The 13,136-nt window shown below is 74.4% G+C and carries 15 protein-coding genes; 8 read left to right on the top strand and 7 right to left on the bottom strand.

Annotated features, from left to right (window positions below; translation table 11 throughout):
- Positions 1-67: 67 nt before the first annotated feature.
- The 3 genes from CCN44_RS01615 to CCN44_RS01625 form a co-directional block, all read right to left on the bottom strand.
- Entirely contained in the window at positions 68-541 is a 474-nt protein-coding gene (locus tag CCN44_RS01615; RefSeq protein ID WP_059247983.1) for an NUDIX domain-containing protein, read from the bottom strand.
- Positions 538-2,076, bottom strand: coding sequence for an ATP-dependent DNA ligase (locus CCN44_RS01620; protein WP_086696655.1), 1,539 nt, complete (start codon positions 2,074-2,076; stop codon positions 538-540). The genes CCN44_RS01615 and CCN44_RS01620 overlap by 4 nt, the downstream gene beginning before the upstream one ends.
- Before the next feature lie 169 nt (positions 2,077-2,245).
- On the bottom strand, positions 2,246-3,205 hold the full coding sequence (locus tag CCN44_RS01625) for an NAD(P)/FAD-dependent oxidoreductase (protein WP_086696660.1): 960 nt from the start codon (positions 3,203-3,205) through the stop codon (positions 2,246-2,248).
- A 132-nt stretch (positions 3,206-3,337) separates the two neighbouring features.
- On the opposite strand from CCN44_RS01625, the gene CCN44_RS01630 reads away from it, so the two are divergent.
- The 6 genes from CCN44_RS01630 to CCN44_RS01655 all read left to right on the top strand — a co-directional run bounded on the left by CCN44_RS01630 (position 3,338) and on the right by CCN44_RS01655 (position 8,556).
- The gene (locus tag CCN44_RS01630; RefSeq protein WP_059247981.1) at positions 3,338-3,913 is read left to right on the top strand and encodes a helix-turn-helix domain-containing protein; all 576 of its coding nucleotides are present in this window, start codon (positions 3,338-3,340) and stop codon (positions 3,911-3,913) included.
- A 76-nt stretch (positions 3,914-3,989) separates the two neighbouring features.
- Positions 3,990-4,961 carry an NADPH:quinone oxidoreductase family protein gene (locus CCN44_RS01635; protein ID WP_059247980.1) on the top strand — a complete coding sequence of 324 codons (972 nt, stop codon included), beginning with the start codon at positions 3,990-3,992 and terminating at the stop codon, positions 4,959-4,961.
- Positions 4,958-6,139, top strand: a complete 1,182-nt coding sequence (locus CCN44_RS01640) for an acyl-CoA dehydrogenase family protein (protein WP_059247979.1) — start codon at positions 4,958-4,960, stop codon at positions 6,137-6,139. Before CCN44_RS01635 ends, CCN44_RS01640 begins: the two co-directional genes overlap by 4 nt.
- Positions 6,136-7,209: an acyl-CoA dehydrogenase family protein gene (locus CCN44_RS01645; protein WP_059247978.1), complete on the top strand. Its 1,074-nt coding sequence runs from the start codon at positions 6,136-6,138 to the stop codon at positions 7,207-7,209. The genes CCN44_RS01640 and CCN44_RS01645 overlap by 4 nt, the downstream gene beginning before the upstream one ends.
- A gap of 187 nt (positions 7,210-7,396) precedes the next feature.
- On the top strand, positions 7,397-8,260 hold the full coding sequence (locus CCN44_RS01650; protein WP_059247977.1) for a phosphatidylinositol-specific phospholipase C/glycerophosphodiester phosphodiesterase family protein: 864 nt from the start codon (positions 7,397-7,399) through the stop codon (positions 8,258-8,260).
- 101 nt (positions 8,261-8,361) lie between these two features.
- On the top strand, positions 8,362-8,556 hold the full coding sequence (locus CCN44_RS01655) for a hypothetical protein (RefSeq protein ID WP_059247976.1): 195 nt from the start codon (positions 8,362-8,364) through the stop codon (positions 8,554-8,556).
- Between the two features lie 11 nt (positions 8,557-8,567).
- Here the strand turns inward: CCN44_RS01655 and CCN44_RS01660 are convergent, their stop codons facing one another.
- Both CCN44_RS01660 and CCN44_RS01665 read right to left on the bottom strand, forming a co-directional pair.
- Positions 8,568-9,758 carry a phosphodiester glycosidase family protein gene (locus tag CCN44_RS01660; protein WP_223283949.1) on the bottom strand — a complete coding sequence of 397 codons (1,191 nt, stop codon included), beginning with the start codon at positions 9,756-9,758 and terminating at the stop codon, positions 8,568-8,570.
- Positions 9,759-9,880: 122 nt separating this feature from the next.
- Positions 9,881-10,240, bottom strand: a complete 360-nt coding sequence (locus CCN44_RS01665; RefSeq protein WP_086696656.1) for a DUF779 domain-containing protein — start codon at positions 10,238-10,240, stop codon at positions 9,881-9,883.
- 157 nt (positions 10,241-10,397) lie between these two features.
- On the opposite strand from CCN44_RS01665, the gene CCN44_RS01670 reads away from it, so the two are divergent.
- Positions 10,398-10,910: a hypothetical protein gene (locus CCN44_RS01670; RefSeq protein WP_086696657.1), complete on the top strand. Its 513-nt coding sequence runs from the start codon at positions 10,398-10,400 to the stop codon at positions 10,908-10,910.
- A 34-nt stretch (positions 10,911-10,944) separates the two neighbouring features.
- Positions 10,945-11,667 (top strand): DUF2625 family protein, encoded by a 723-nt coding sequence (locus CCN44_RS01675; RefSeq protein ID WP_086696658.1) that lies wholly within the window; start codon positions 10,945-10,947, stop codon positions 11,665-11,667.
- A gap of 217 nt (positions 11,668-11,884) precedes the next feature.
- Here CCN44_RS01675 and CCN44_RS01680 read toward each other — a convergent pair whose 3' ends face one another.
- Together CCN44_RS01680 and CCN44_RS01685 are read right to left on the bottom strand one after the other, a co-directional pair.
- Positions 11,885-12,532: a DedA family protein gene (locus tag CCN44_RS01680; protein ID WP_086696659.1), complete on the bottom strand. Its 648-nt coding sequence runs from the start codon at positions 12,530-12,532 to the stop codon at positions 11,885-11,887.
- Positions 12,533-12,618: 86 nt separating this feature from the next.
- On the bottom strand, positions 12,619-13,026 hold the full coding sequence (locus CCN44_RS01685) for a nuclear transport factor 2 family protein (RefSeq protein WP_223283950.1): 408 nt from the start codon (positions 13,024-13,026) through the stop codon (positions 12,619-12,621).
- Positions 13,027-13,136 lie beyond the last annotated feature (110 nt).

Here is a 13,136-nt window from a genome sequence, read left to right on the forward strand (position 1 = left end):
GCGGCCCGGCAGGTCGCAACGCGACAGGCCCTCGGGCGTCTTCTTCCGGCCGCCGCGGGGGCTCCTCCTAGCCCGAGTGCTCCGCCAGCCGGTCGAGAAACGCGGCCTGCGCCGTGACGATCACCGCACGGGCCCGGCCCAGCCCGAACCACGCCACCCGGTCCAGCTCCGGGAACTCCTGGATCCGGCCGGACCGCGGCGGCCACTCCATGGTGAAGGTGCCGGGGGCGATCGTCTCCGGGTCGAGGTCCGCCGCCACCGCCCACGCCGTGACGATCTTGCCGTTGCGCTGCACGACCTCGCCCAGCGGTACGGCCTCCCCGTCCGGCGGCGCCAGCCCCAGCTCCTCCCGGAACTCCCGCCGGGCCGCCTCGAAGGCCGGTTCGGCGGGGTCGTACTCGCCCTTCGGCACGGTCCAGGCTCCCGCGTCCTTCTTCGCCCACAGCGGGCCGCCCATATGGCCGAGCAATACCTCCAGCCCCTGATCGGTATGCCGGAACAACAGCAGTCCCGCACTGTGCTTCGCCTTGCGCACCGTCACGGTGTGACCTCCGGGTGGGCCGCCAGCAGGGCCTCGACGGTATCGGCCTCCTCGGGGCGCTTGTCCTCGCGGTAGCGGACCACGCGGGCGAAGCGGAGGGTGACGCCGGCCGGGTAGCGGGAGGAGCGCTGGAGGCCGTCGTAGGCGATCTCCACCACGAGGTCGGGGCGGACCCTGACCACCCGGCCGTCGTCCTCGACCGCCAGTTCCCGCAGCCGCTCGGTCTGCCAGGCGAGCATCGCGTCGGTCATGCCCTTGAAGGTCTTGCCGAGCATCGCGAAGGTGCCGTCCGGGTTGCGGGCGCCGAGGTGGAGGTTGGACAGCCTGCCGGTGCGGCGGCCGTGGCCCCACTCGGCGGCCAGCACCACCAGGTCCAGGGTGTGGACGGGCTTGACCTTGAGCCAGGAGGCGCCGCGCCGGCCCGCGCTGTAGGGCGCGTCGAGCGCCTTGACCACCACGCCCTCGTGGCCGCGGGCCAGGGTGTCGGCGAGGAAGCGTTCCGCCTCCGGGATGTCCCCGGGGCCCGAGGCCACCGTGCGCCGGACCCGCATGGGCTCCGGCACCAGCCGGGCCAGCTCCGCGTGCCGCTCGGCGAACGGCAGGTCGAGCAGGTCGCGTCCGTCGGCCGAGAGGACGTCGAAGAAGACGGGGGAGACCGGGGTCTCCTCGGCCGCCTTGAGCACGTCGGTCCGGGAACCCACCCGGCCCGCCGTCTCCTGGAAGGACCGGGGCCGGCCCGCCGCGTCGAAGGAGATCACCTCGCCGTCCAGGATGAACCGCTCGCCCCGCAACTGCCGTGCCGCCGAGGTCACTTCCGGCAGCCGGTCGGTGATGTCGTCCAGCGTGCGGGTGTGCACCCGCACGGTGTCCCCGTCCCGGTGCACCTGCACCCGGATGCCGTCCAGCTTCTCCTCCACCGCGCAGGCGCCCAGCTTCTCCACCGCCTCGGCGACCGAGGAGGCGCTGTGCGCCAGCATCGGCAGCACCGGGCGGCCCACGGTGAGCCGGAACCGCTCCAGCGCCCCGGGCCCCTCGCCGAGCAGCGCCCGGGCGACCGTCTGGAGCGAGCCCGCGAGCATCACGGCCCGCCGCACGTCCGCCGGGTCCGCGCCGGTCGCCTGGGCGAGGCCCTCCACCGCGACCGCGTCCAGGGCGCCCTGCCGGACCTCGCCGGTGAGCAGGCCGAGGAGGAAGCGCTGCTCGGCCTCGGTCGCCGCGGCCATCAGCTCACCGACGAGCCGGGTCCGCTCCGCCTGCGAGCCGGGCCCGGACACCTTGCCCAGCTCGGTGAGCCGGGCGTCGACCTCGCGGACGGTAAGGGAAGGCTCGGCGGCCGGCGGGACCCGGCGGCCCAGCACCTTCCAGCCGACGCCGAGCCGGCCCTGCGGGAGCCGTCCGGCCAGATAGGGGATGACGATCGGCACGTCGTCCGCCTCCGCGTCCCGGAACAGCTCCGCGAGCAGCGCGGTCTTCCGGGATCGGGCCGCCGTCGCGGCGACCTCCCGGGACACTTCGGCCAGCCGGGTCAGCAGCATGCAGCCATGGTGCCCCAGCGCTCCGCCGGGTGCGCGGTGCTCCGTGGCGGGCCGGGAGGTGTCGGCGTGCGTCTGCGGCGCCGTCGTGGCTGGGCGCGCCCGCGCGGCGGTAGCCGCAGATCAGATACAGCCCCGCGCCCCTTCGGGGCGCCTGAATCCGGGTCGGCCATCAGGCATCCAGGTCGGCCATCAGCAGTTCCCCGTTGATCGCCGCGCCCGCGCGGTAACCCCGGCTCGCTGCGTTGATCACCTGTTCGGCGAAGCCGCTCGCGTTGCCCGCCGCCCACAGGCCGGGCACGGTCGTCAGGCCCCGCTCGTCGATCACCGGGTAGCTGCCGAACGGGGTCTCGCGCAGCTCCGCGCCCAGGGCGATCAGCAGGTCGTTCCGGGGGACGGGGCGCGGGGCGGCGTAGAGGATCTCGCGGGCGTGGACCGTGCCGTCCGACAGGCGGATTCCGGTGAGCCGGTCGTCGGTGACCACCAGGTCCGCCACCTCGCCGGGAACGACCGTGACCCCGGCGGCGGACAGCCGGCGCAGGTCATCGGCCGTCAGGTCGGACTCGCTCACCTCGTGCAGGAAGAGGTGCACGTCCTTCGTCCACTGGGTGACCATCAGGGCCTGGTGGACGCTGAGCGCGGAGGTGGCGAGGACACCGGTGGGCCGGTCGCGCACCTCCCAGCCGTGGCAGTACGGGCAGTGCAGGACGTCCCGGCCGAACCGCTCGGCGAGCCCGGGCACCGGCGGCAGCTCGTCCTTCAGCCCGGTGGCGATCACCAGCTGCCGGGCCCGTACGGTCCGGCCGCCGGCGAGGGCGGCGGTGAAGGACCCGTCCGTGTCCCGGGCCGCGTCCACCACCCGGTCCCGGACCAGCCGCACCCCGTACCGGGCGATCTCCTCGCGTCCGACGGCCAGGAACTCGGCCGGGGACATGCCGTCCCGGGACAGGTACCCCTGCATGTGGGCCGACGGCGCGTTGCGCGGCTCGCCCGCGTCGACGACCAGGGTGCGGCGCCGGGCCCGGCCCAGCACCAGCGCGGCGGACAGCCCCGCCGCTCCGCCGCCGACGACGACCACCTCGTAGGTGCCGGCCGTCTCCGGGCTCTCGGTCGTTTCCCGGCCCTCGGTCATCACCGGTTTCTCGGTCATCTCCGGGGTCTCGGTCGTTCCCGGGTTCTGCGTCATGGTGACCACCTCCGGCCTCGACGGTCGCCCAGGGGCTGCCGCATTGACAAATGTCTTTGCCGAATCTGCAATACGGTCATGACTACCGACGACGTCCTCGCCGAGGTCGGCCCCCGGCTGCGGCGGATCCGGAAGGACCGCGAGGTGACCCTCGCGGCGCTGTCCGAGGCCACCGGCATCTCCGTGAGCACCCTCTCCCGGCTGGAGTCCGGGCTGCGCAAGCCCAGCCTGGAGCTGCTGCTGCCCATCGCCCAGGCCCACCAGGTCCCGCTGGACGAGCTGGTCGGCGCGCCGCCGGTCGGCGACCCCCGGGTGCGGGCCAAGCCGATCACGCGGCAGGGGCGGACGCTGTACCCGCTGACCCGGCAGCCGGGCGGGCTCCAGGCCTACAAGGTGGTGGAGCCGCAGCGCACCGCCGAGCCCGATCCCCGCACCCACGAGGGGTACGAGTGGCTGTACGTGCTCTCCGGGCGGCTGCGGCTCGTGCTGGGGCAGCACGACGTCGTGCTGTCGGCGGGCGAGGCGGCCGAGTTCGACACCCGTGTGCCGCACTGGTTCGGGTCGACGGGGGAGGGTCCGGTGGAGTTCCTGAGCCTGTTCGGGCCGCAGGGCGAGCGGATGCACGTACGGGCGCGGCCGGCATCCGCGAAGTGACTGTTCCCTGATCGGCAAGCGACCGCTTAGTATGCGGTCGACCCGGTCAGACGACGCAGTCCCGTGGAGGCCCCGCATGCAGGCATGGCAAGTGCACGAGAACGGCGAGCCGAGCGAGGTGATGCGGCTCGGGGAGGTGGAGCGCCCCACGCCCGGTGACGGCCAGGTGCTGCTGCGGGTGCGCGCCGCCAACGTCAACTTCCCCGACGCGCTGCTGTGCCGGGGCCAGTACCAGGTGCGCCCGCCGCTGCCCTTCACGCCGGGCGTGGAGATCTGCGGGGAGACCGAGGACGGCCGCCGGGTCATCGCCAACCCCGCGCTGCCGTACGGCGGTTTCGCCGAGTACGCCCTCGCCGACGCCCGCGCCCTGCTCCCCGCCCCCGAGTCGCTGGACGACGCCGAGGCCGCCGCGCTGCACATCGGCTACCAGACCGGCTGGTTCGGCCTGCACCGCCGCGCCCGCCTGGAGGCCGGGGAGACCCTGCTGGTGCACGCCGCCGCCGGGGGCGTGGGCAGCGCCGCCGTCCAGCTCGGCAAGGCGGCCGGCGCCACGGTGATCGGCGTCGTGGGCGGCGCGGACAAGGCCGCCGTCGCCCGGGAGCTGGGCTGTGACGTGGTGGTCGACCGGCGCGCCGAGGACGTCGTCGCCGCCGTCAAGGAGGCCACCGGCGGCCGGGGCGCGGATGTGATCTACGACCCCGTCGGCGGCCCGGCCTACGCGCAGTCCGCGAAGCTGGTCGCCTTCGAGGGCCGGATCGTCGTCGTCGGCTTCGCCAGCGGCACCATCCCGAGCCCGGCCCTCAACCACGCCCTGGTGAAGAACTACTCGATCCTCGGCCTGCACTGGGGCCTGTACAACACCAAGAACCCGAAGCTGGTCCAGCACTGCCACGAACAGCTCACCGAGCTGGCCGCCCGGGGCGCCGTCAAACCGCTGGTGAGCGAGCGGGTGCCGCTCGCCGGCGCGGCCGGCGCCGTGCAGCGGGTCGCCGACGGGGTGACCACCGGCCGGGTCGCCGTCGTGCTGGAGAAGGGAGCCGCCGCATGACCGACGCCGACGAACTGCGCCGCCGCACCCGGGAGCTGCTCGCCCAGCACCCGCCCGCGAGCACCGACCGCCTGGACTTCCTCCGGGCCCGCTTCGACGCGGGCCTCGCCTGGGTGCACTACCCGGAGGGCCTCGGCGGACTCGGCGCCCCCCGGTCCCTCCAGGGCGTCGTGGACGCCGAACTGGCGGCGGCGGGCGCCCCCGACAACGACCCCCGGCGCATCGGCATCGGCCTCGGCATGGCCGCGCCGACGATCCTGAAGTACGGCACCGAGGAGCAGCGGCGACGCTATCTGCGGCCCTTGTGGACCGGGGAGGAGGTCTGGTGCCAGCTGTTCAGCGAGCCCGGCGCCGGCTCCGACCTGGCCGCGCTCGGCACCCGCGCGGTGCGCGAGGGCGAGGACTGGGTGGTCAACGGGCAGAAGGTGTGGACCTCCAGCGCCCACCTGGCCCGCTGGGCCATCCTCATCGCCCGCACCGACCCGGACGTGCCCAAGCACCAGGGCATCACCTACTTCGTCTGCGACATGACCGACCCCGGTGTCGAGGTCCGGCCGCTGCGCCAGATCACCGGTGAGGCCGAGTTCAACGAGGTCTTCCTGACCGACGTCCGCATCCCCGACAGCCGCCGCCTCGGCGAGGTCGGCGACGGCTGGCGGGTCGCGCAGACCACGCTGAACAACGAGCGCGTCGCCATCGGCGGCATGGCCCTGCCCCGAGAGGGCGGCATGATCGGGCCGGTCGCGAAGACCTGGCGCGAACGCCCCGAACTGCGCACCCACGATCTGCACCAGCGGCTGCTGAAGCTGTGGGTCGAGGCCGAGGTCGCCCGGTTCACCGGTGAACGCCTGCGCCAGCAGCTCGCCGTCGGCCAGCCCGGCCCCGAGGGCGCCGGCATGAAGCTCGCCTTCGCCCGCCTCAACCAGGAGATCAGCGGCCTGGAGGTGGAACTGCGCGGCGCGGAGGGCCTGGCGTACGACGACTGGACCATGCGCCGCCCGGAGCTGGTCGACTTCACCGGCCGGGACGCCGGCTACCGCTATCTGCGTTCCAAGGGCAACAGCATCGAGGGCGGGACCAGCGAGGTCCTGCTGAACATCGTCGCCGAGCGCGTCCTGGGCCTGCCCGCCGAGCCGCGCACCGACAAGGACGTCGCCTGGAAGGACCTCGCCCGATGACGGATCTGCTGTACTCCGAGGAGGAAGAGGCGCTGCGGGCCGCCGTCCGCGACCTGCTCACGGACCACTGCGCGGCGGCCGACGTGCTCGCCCGCGGCGAGTCGGACACCCCGCACGACCGCGCCCTGTGGAAGCTGCTCGCCGAGGGCATGGGCCTGGCCGGCCTGCTGGTGCCCGAGGAGCAGGGCGGCCAGGGCGCGACCCACCGGGAAGCCGCCGTCGTACTGGAGGAACTGGGCCGGGCGGTCGCCCCGGTGCCGTTCCTGACCAGCGCGGTCGTGGCCACCGAGGCCCTGCTCGGCTGCGCCGACCGGGAGCTGCTGGGGCAGCTGGCCTCCGGGCGCACCATCGGCGCCCTCGCGGTCGGCCTGCACACGGCTCCGGGCGCCGGGACCGAGACCGTACGGGTGGAGAACGGCACCCTGCACGGCGAGTTGCGGGGGATCGCGGACGCGGCCGTCGCCGACGTGCTGCTCGTCCCGGCCGACGACGGCGGCCTGTACGCCGTCGCCGCCGACGCGGTGACGGTCACCCCGCAGGTCTCCCTGGACCTGACCCGCCCGCTCGCCACCGTCACCCTCGCCGGCGCGGCCGGCCGCCGGGTCGGGGACGCCGGCCCGGCCGTACGACGCGCCCTGCGCGCCGCCGCCGGACTGCTCGCCTCCGAGCAACTCGGCGTGGCCGACTGGGCGTTGGCGGAGACGGTCCGGTACCTGAAGGAGCGCAAGCAGTTCAACCGGCCGGTCGGCGGCTTCCAGGCGCTCAAGCACCGGCTCGCCCAGCTGTGGCTGGAGGTCGTGCACCTGCGGGCCGCCGCCCGCGCCGCGGCGGACGCGCTGTCCTCCGGCGCGGACACGGAGGTCTCGGTCGCCGTCGCGCAGGCCTACGCCGCGCCCGTCGCCGTCCGTGTCACCGAGGAGGCGCTGCAACTGCACGGCGGGATCGGCATGACCTGGGAGCACCCGGTCCACCTGTACCTGAAGCGGGCCAAGGCGGACTCGATCGCCTACGGCACGGCGGGGGCCCACCGCGAGGCGCTGGCCGCGCTGGTCGACCTCCAAGGGCCCTGACCGGCGGACACCGGGCGCGGGCCCCGGCAGGGGCCGGGGGCGCGGTTCCCCGCGCCCCCGGGCCGGCCGGCCTGCCCGGCGACGACAAGTGAACACAGGACGAACTCCCCGCCGGGCGGGGTCTGTCGGTGGTGTGCCGCACGCATACTCCCTTCGGCCCCATCCGGTATTTCCAGGGAGGCAGTCCATGGCCCTCACCACCCGTCGCAGAGCCCTCACCACCCTCGGTGCCGCCCTCGCCGGCACCATCGCCCTGCCCGCGCACCGCGCGGCGGCCGGGGAACGGACGCCTCGCCCGCGCCCGCTGTGGCAGGCCCACGCGCACAACGACTACGCGCACCCGCGGCCCCTGGCCGACGCCCTCGACCACCGCTTCAACAGCGTCGAAGCCGACATCTTCCTCGTCGGCGACCAGCTGCTCGTCGGCCACGAGGCCGCCGACCTCGACCCGTCCCGCACCCTCGAATCCCTCTACCTCGAACCGCTCGCCGCCCGGGTCCGGGCCCACCACGGCTGGGTCCACCGGGGATGGCACCGCCCGCTGCAGCTCCTCATCGACCTCAAGACCGAGGGCTCCTCGACGTACGCCGCACTCGACCGCCAGCTGCGCCGTCACCCGCGGCTGTTCACCCGGTACGCGCACGGCCGCGTCCACCCCGGCCCCGTCACCGTGGTCGTCTCCGGCGACCGGGCGGCCCGCACCCCGATGGCGGCACAGACCGAGCGCCGAGCCTTCTACGACGGCCGGCTCGGCGACCTCGGCGGCCCCGCCCCGGCCTCCTTCATCCCGCTGATCAGCGACAACTGGACGCAGAACTTCACCTGGACGGGCGTGGGGGCGTTCCCGGACGCCGAGCGGCGCACGCTTCGGAGCATCACCGGCGCCGCCCACGCGCGCGGACAGCGGGTCCGGTTCTGGGCCACCCCCGACAGCCCCGGCCCGGCCCGCGACGCGCTGTGGACGGAGCTGCTCGCCGCCGGCGTCGACCACCTCAACACCGACGACCTCGCCGGCCTGGAGGCCTTCCTCGACGCCCACCCCTCCGCGTAAGACCACACGATCGGAGGACATGTCAGCTGCCCGGACGAACCCTCCGCTACGCCACACTTGCGGCCGAACGCCGCACATGGGGCGTGGCGGAGGAGGTTCCGATGGCGATTTCCATCTCTGTGGTCCTGCTGCTCCTGATCCTGGCCGTGATCTTCATGCGCAACGGCGCGCTGAAGGTCTCCCACGCCCTGGTCTGCATGCTGCTCGGCTTCTATCTGGCCAGTACGAGCATGGCGCCCACCATCCACAGCGGGCTCACCGCGACCGCCGACCTGGTGAGCAGCCTGCGGCCCTGAACCGTCCGGGCTCAGCCGGTGGAGAAGACGCCGATGCCGTTGGGCACCGGGCGTTCGGCGCCGCCGCTCGGGTGGTTGCGCACCGTCACGGCGCTGTCGTCGGTGTCCCGGGCGACCAGTTCCGTGGAGCCGCCGCCGTCGAGGTTGAAGGCGTCGGTGGCCCCCAGCGACCGCATGGCCTTCGCCTCCTCCGCGACGGTCAGGCCGGTGCGGTAGGCGGCGGAGCCGTCCAGCGCCAGGAGCAGCAGCCGCCGGCCGCCGTCCTTGAAGCCGACGACCGTGCGCACCGCCGAGGTGGTGTCGTCCAGGCCGGACAGCGGACTCCCGCCACGCAGGATCGGGAAGCCGCCGATCGCGAACGTGTACGGCACCCCCGACGAGGCCGCCTTCAGGGTGTGCGTGACGTCCACCGGGTCGCCGACGGACAGCTTGCGCAGCTTCCGCGCGCCCTCCTCGCGGCCCAGCAGGACCGTGGTGTCCGCCGGGATCGTGCCGCTGCCCGGGGCGTCGGAGGCGGAGACCACCCGGCCGCCGCGCACCTTCAGCTCGTAGGTGTCGTCGCTGCACGGCGCCGACCGCTGGGTGTCGGTGCCGCAAACGGCCCGCACCCGGGAGGCCCGGCCCCAGTGCGCGGTGAAGGCGCCGACGGAGTCCACCGGGAGCGCGTACTGGTTGAGGCCCTTGAGGGACAGCTTCCCCTCGGGTGTGGCGACCGAGCCGCTGAGGGAGAGACGGTCAAGCCGGGCCCGCCGGTCGGTGCCCACGCCGAGCACGTCCTGGGTGCCGGTGCCCGGGGGCAGCGCGGGCCCGAACCGCTGCCCCTTCGGCACCGCCGCCTTCAGCATCTCCCCGTCCGCCACGGCCGGTCCGACGGCGGCGCCGGTGGCCTCCACGCCCGGGTGCTGTGTCTCGCTGATGTGGAAGAAGTCCCCGTTCACCCCGGCCACCGCCCCGGCCGCGTCCGCCAGCCGGGAGACCGTCGCCCGGGCCGCCACCGCGCCCGGGTACAGCAGATCGACGTGGACGTGCGGATCGGCCAGGTCCACCGTGAGCAGATGGGCGCGGGCCCTGCCCGCGGCCGCGTCGAGGTCGAAGTGCCGGTAGGTGACGCCCGGCGCGAGCCGCCTGCCCGCGGGTGCGGCACCGGCCGGTGCCGCACCCGCCAGGGCCGCACCGGCCAGCACACCGAACGCCGTGACCACCGTGAGAACCGCTCTGCCCGTTGCCGAACGCCTGCGACGTCTGGTCACCGTGCCCCCTGATGTCTCGTCAACTGTCCGTAGGCACGGGCAGTGGACCAGACTCGGGGCGGCCCGGTGGCCGACTAGGCGTCGACGACGCGAGAACGGGTGAGAAAACGCACTCCCTCGGGTGCCTCCAGCGAGAAGCCGCTGCCGCGTCCGGGGACGACGTCCACGATCAGCCGGGTGTGGCTCCACGCCCGGTACTGGCTGCGCGACATCCAGAACGTGACGGGTTCGGGCACGCCCGCCACCGCCAGCTCGGCCAGCAGCACGTCCGCGTCGCCGGTGCGGAACTCGCCGTCGGGGTAGCACATGGGGGCGCTGCCGTCGCAGCAGCCGCCGGACTGGTGGAACATCAGCGGGCCGTGCTCGGCGCGCAGGCGGCGCACCAGCTGCGCGGCCCGCGGGGTGAGTTCGACGCGCGGGGTCTCCTCTTCCATGTCACCGTCACCGTCCTGGACAGCCTGGGGCTCGGGTCCGTCCGCTCCAGTCTCACGGACGGTCAGGAACCCGTCCAGAAGGCGTCGTTGCCCTCCGCCGGCACCCGCCCGAGGAGCCGGCGGGGAGTCTCCCCGCACGTACGGGGACAATGGGGGAGTGAGCCCTTCCTTCCCGACCCCGCCCGAGCCCTACTTCGTGTCCGCCGGTGAGCATCCGCTGTGGGAGCAGGCGCTCGCGGTGGTCAACCGGGACCTCGCGGCGACCCTGCCCGAGCAGCGCCCGCTGCGTCTCATCGCCTGGCCCGCGGAGCCCGGCGAGCCGGAACAGGTGTACGTCGCGCTGGCCAACGGCGACGCGCACGGCAACGCCCTGTGGCCGGCGCGCTCCGCCGGCGAAGCGCTGTCGGCGGTCGCCGAGGCCGCCCAGGAGACGGTCATGGAGTGCCTGTGGCAGGTGTGGCCCGTGTGCACCCTGCACGGGCTCGGGATGCACGTCGCCGAGGAGGCCGGGCGCCCGGTCTGGAGATGCGCCGGTGGTGCCCGCCCGGGCGCACCGGCCCATGTCCGCGCGGCGATCGGCGAGCTGGACACGCTGCACCGCCCCCACCGTCCGAACCGCAAGCGCCGGAAGAAGAACGACGAGGACGGGGCACCGCGCCGGGCGGGCTGAGTCCGGGACCGGGCCCTGCTGCGATCATCTGCGGATGCGAGAGTTCGACGAGTTGGCGGACGTGGCCGATCCGGCCTGGCCGGAGCTGCGACAGGCGTGCGCCGAGAGCGCCGTACCCGTGCGGGTGCTGCCCGCCGACGCCGACGAGGGCCGCCGCTGCCTGCTCCAGCTCCAGGTGACCACGCGGTCGGTGCTCGGCGCGCTCACCCTGCACTGCGGCGGGCTCGTCCTGGACGACGGCTGGCTGCGGGTGTACGGCGCGGGCCGCGCCGCCGAGGGGCTGCCGAGCCTCGGCCGGGTCAACGGGTTTCCGGGGGAGTTCGACCCCCACTGGCACCCGCCGGCCGGGCTCGTCGTGGGCCATGACGTGCTCGGCGGCGTCTTCTGTCTCAACGGCCGCGATCCGGCGGGCAGCGGCCGGCCGGGTGTTCCCGGGCAGCTGACCTACTTCGCGCCCGACACCCTGGAGTGGGAGGCGCTGGACATGGGCCACTCCGCCTGGGTGGGCTGGCTGCTGTCCGGCGGGACGGAGCGGTTCTACGCGGGGCTGCGCCGGCCGGACTGGCGCGCCGAGGTGGCGGCACTGGACCTGTCGCAGGGGCTGAGCGTCTTCCCGTTCCTGTGGTCCGAGGAGGCGCAGCGGGATCTCGCCGCCACCAGCCGGCGGGCCGTGCCCTTGCGGGAAGTGGTCGGCCTGGCCGCCGACTTCGCCAGGCGTCTGGGTCCGGCGGATCCCGGTTTCCTCGGCGAGGTGTGAGCCCTCATCGTCTGACGGCGGCCCTCCGCATCGACAGCCCCTCGCGGCCCGGGCGGCGTTCACGGTCATGCCCTGGAGCGCCCGCGACGCGGTGAGGGCCCGGCCGGGGCCGTGCGGGGGCAGCGGGAAATGGGTGGCCGACACCGAGCCGGCCGGGCCGCCGGTGCCGCTCACGGCGGTGGCGGGGGACGCACCGGGCGGCGGAGCTGTAGCGGGATCAGTGTCCGGAGTCGCGGCGCTCGCGGCGCTCCCGGCGGGCGCGGTGGGCCTCCGGGAGCAGCGGCAGCAGCGACAGGACGATCACCAGGGCGACCAGCGGCAGCAGATAGTCGGCGAGGTGCGGGACCGAGGCGCCCAAGGTGTACCCGGCGAGCACCAGCGTCTGCGACCACAGCACCCCGCCCACCGTCTGCCAGACGGTGAAGGTCCGGGCGGGCACGCCCAGGGCACCCGCCATCGGGTGCAGGACCGTCCGCAGCAGCGGCACGAACCGGCCGATCACCAGCGCCTTGCCGTAGCCGTAGCGCGCCAGCAGCCGTTCCGCCCGCTCCGCCGCGCGCCGCACCCGGTCGCTGGACGTGCGCGCCAGCAGCGCCCGGCCGCCGTGCCGCCCGATCAGATAGCCCACCTGGCCGCCCGCCACCGCCCCGACCGCCGCGCACAGCAGCACCTGCCACAGGGCCAGCCGCGGCGGCTGCTGGGCGCTGCCCGCACACAGCACCCCCGCCGGGAACAGCAGCGTGTCACCGGGCAGGAAGAAGCCGACGACCAGCAGACCCGACTCGGCGAAGATCACCACCAGGACGCCCAGCGCCCCGAAGGCGGCCAGTACCGAGGCGCTGTCCATCGGGTTGACGGCGATCACCGGCCGACCCTCCTGGGCTCCTCGGGGACCTGTCCGCTCCCCAGCATCGCCTGCCCGGCGCGCCCGTGCGCGCCGGGCGCGGGAGGTCAGTCGTACGAGATGTGCCGCGACCGCAGCAGGATCTCGTCGCCGTCGACGGTGAGGACGTCCTCCAGCAGGCAGCTCGGCCAGATGTCCGGGACCTTCTCGCCGTGCCGGGTGCGCACCACGAGGGCGTAGAGCGTGGCCCGGATCGAGTCGTCGGGCAGCGGGGTGAGCACGATCTGGTTGAAGTAGTGCCGCCTGGTCACCCGGTCGTCCTTGGTCGCCTCCCGGTGCGCCTCGGCGGCGGCGAGGATCCCGGCCCGGGTCCGGGCCGGCGGCCCGTCGGGGGAGTGGTGGAAGATCGCGTCCTCGGTGAAGGTGTCCACGTACTCCTTGAAGTTCCCGCTGTCCAGGGCGTGTGTCTGCCGGGCGTAGAAGTGCTGCACCCGGGCGTAGAGCTCCGGCGTCACCTGCCGCATCGTTCGAACCCCTCCGTGAAGCGCCGTGGCGGATGTCCCGGACGGGAACCTAGGCGCGGGGTCTGGAGGCGATATGGAACAGCGCTGAACGCCGGCCCCGG

The sequence above is a fragment of the Streptomyces tricolor genome (assembly GCF_002155905.1).
In the GTDB taxonomy this organism is placed as follows: Bacteria; Actinomycetota; Actinomycetes; order Streptomycetales; family Streptomycetaceae; genus Streptomyces; species Streptomyces tricolor.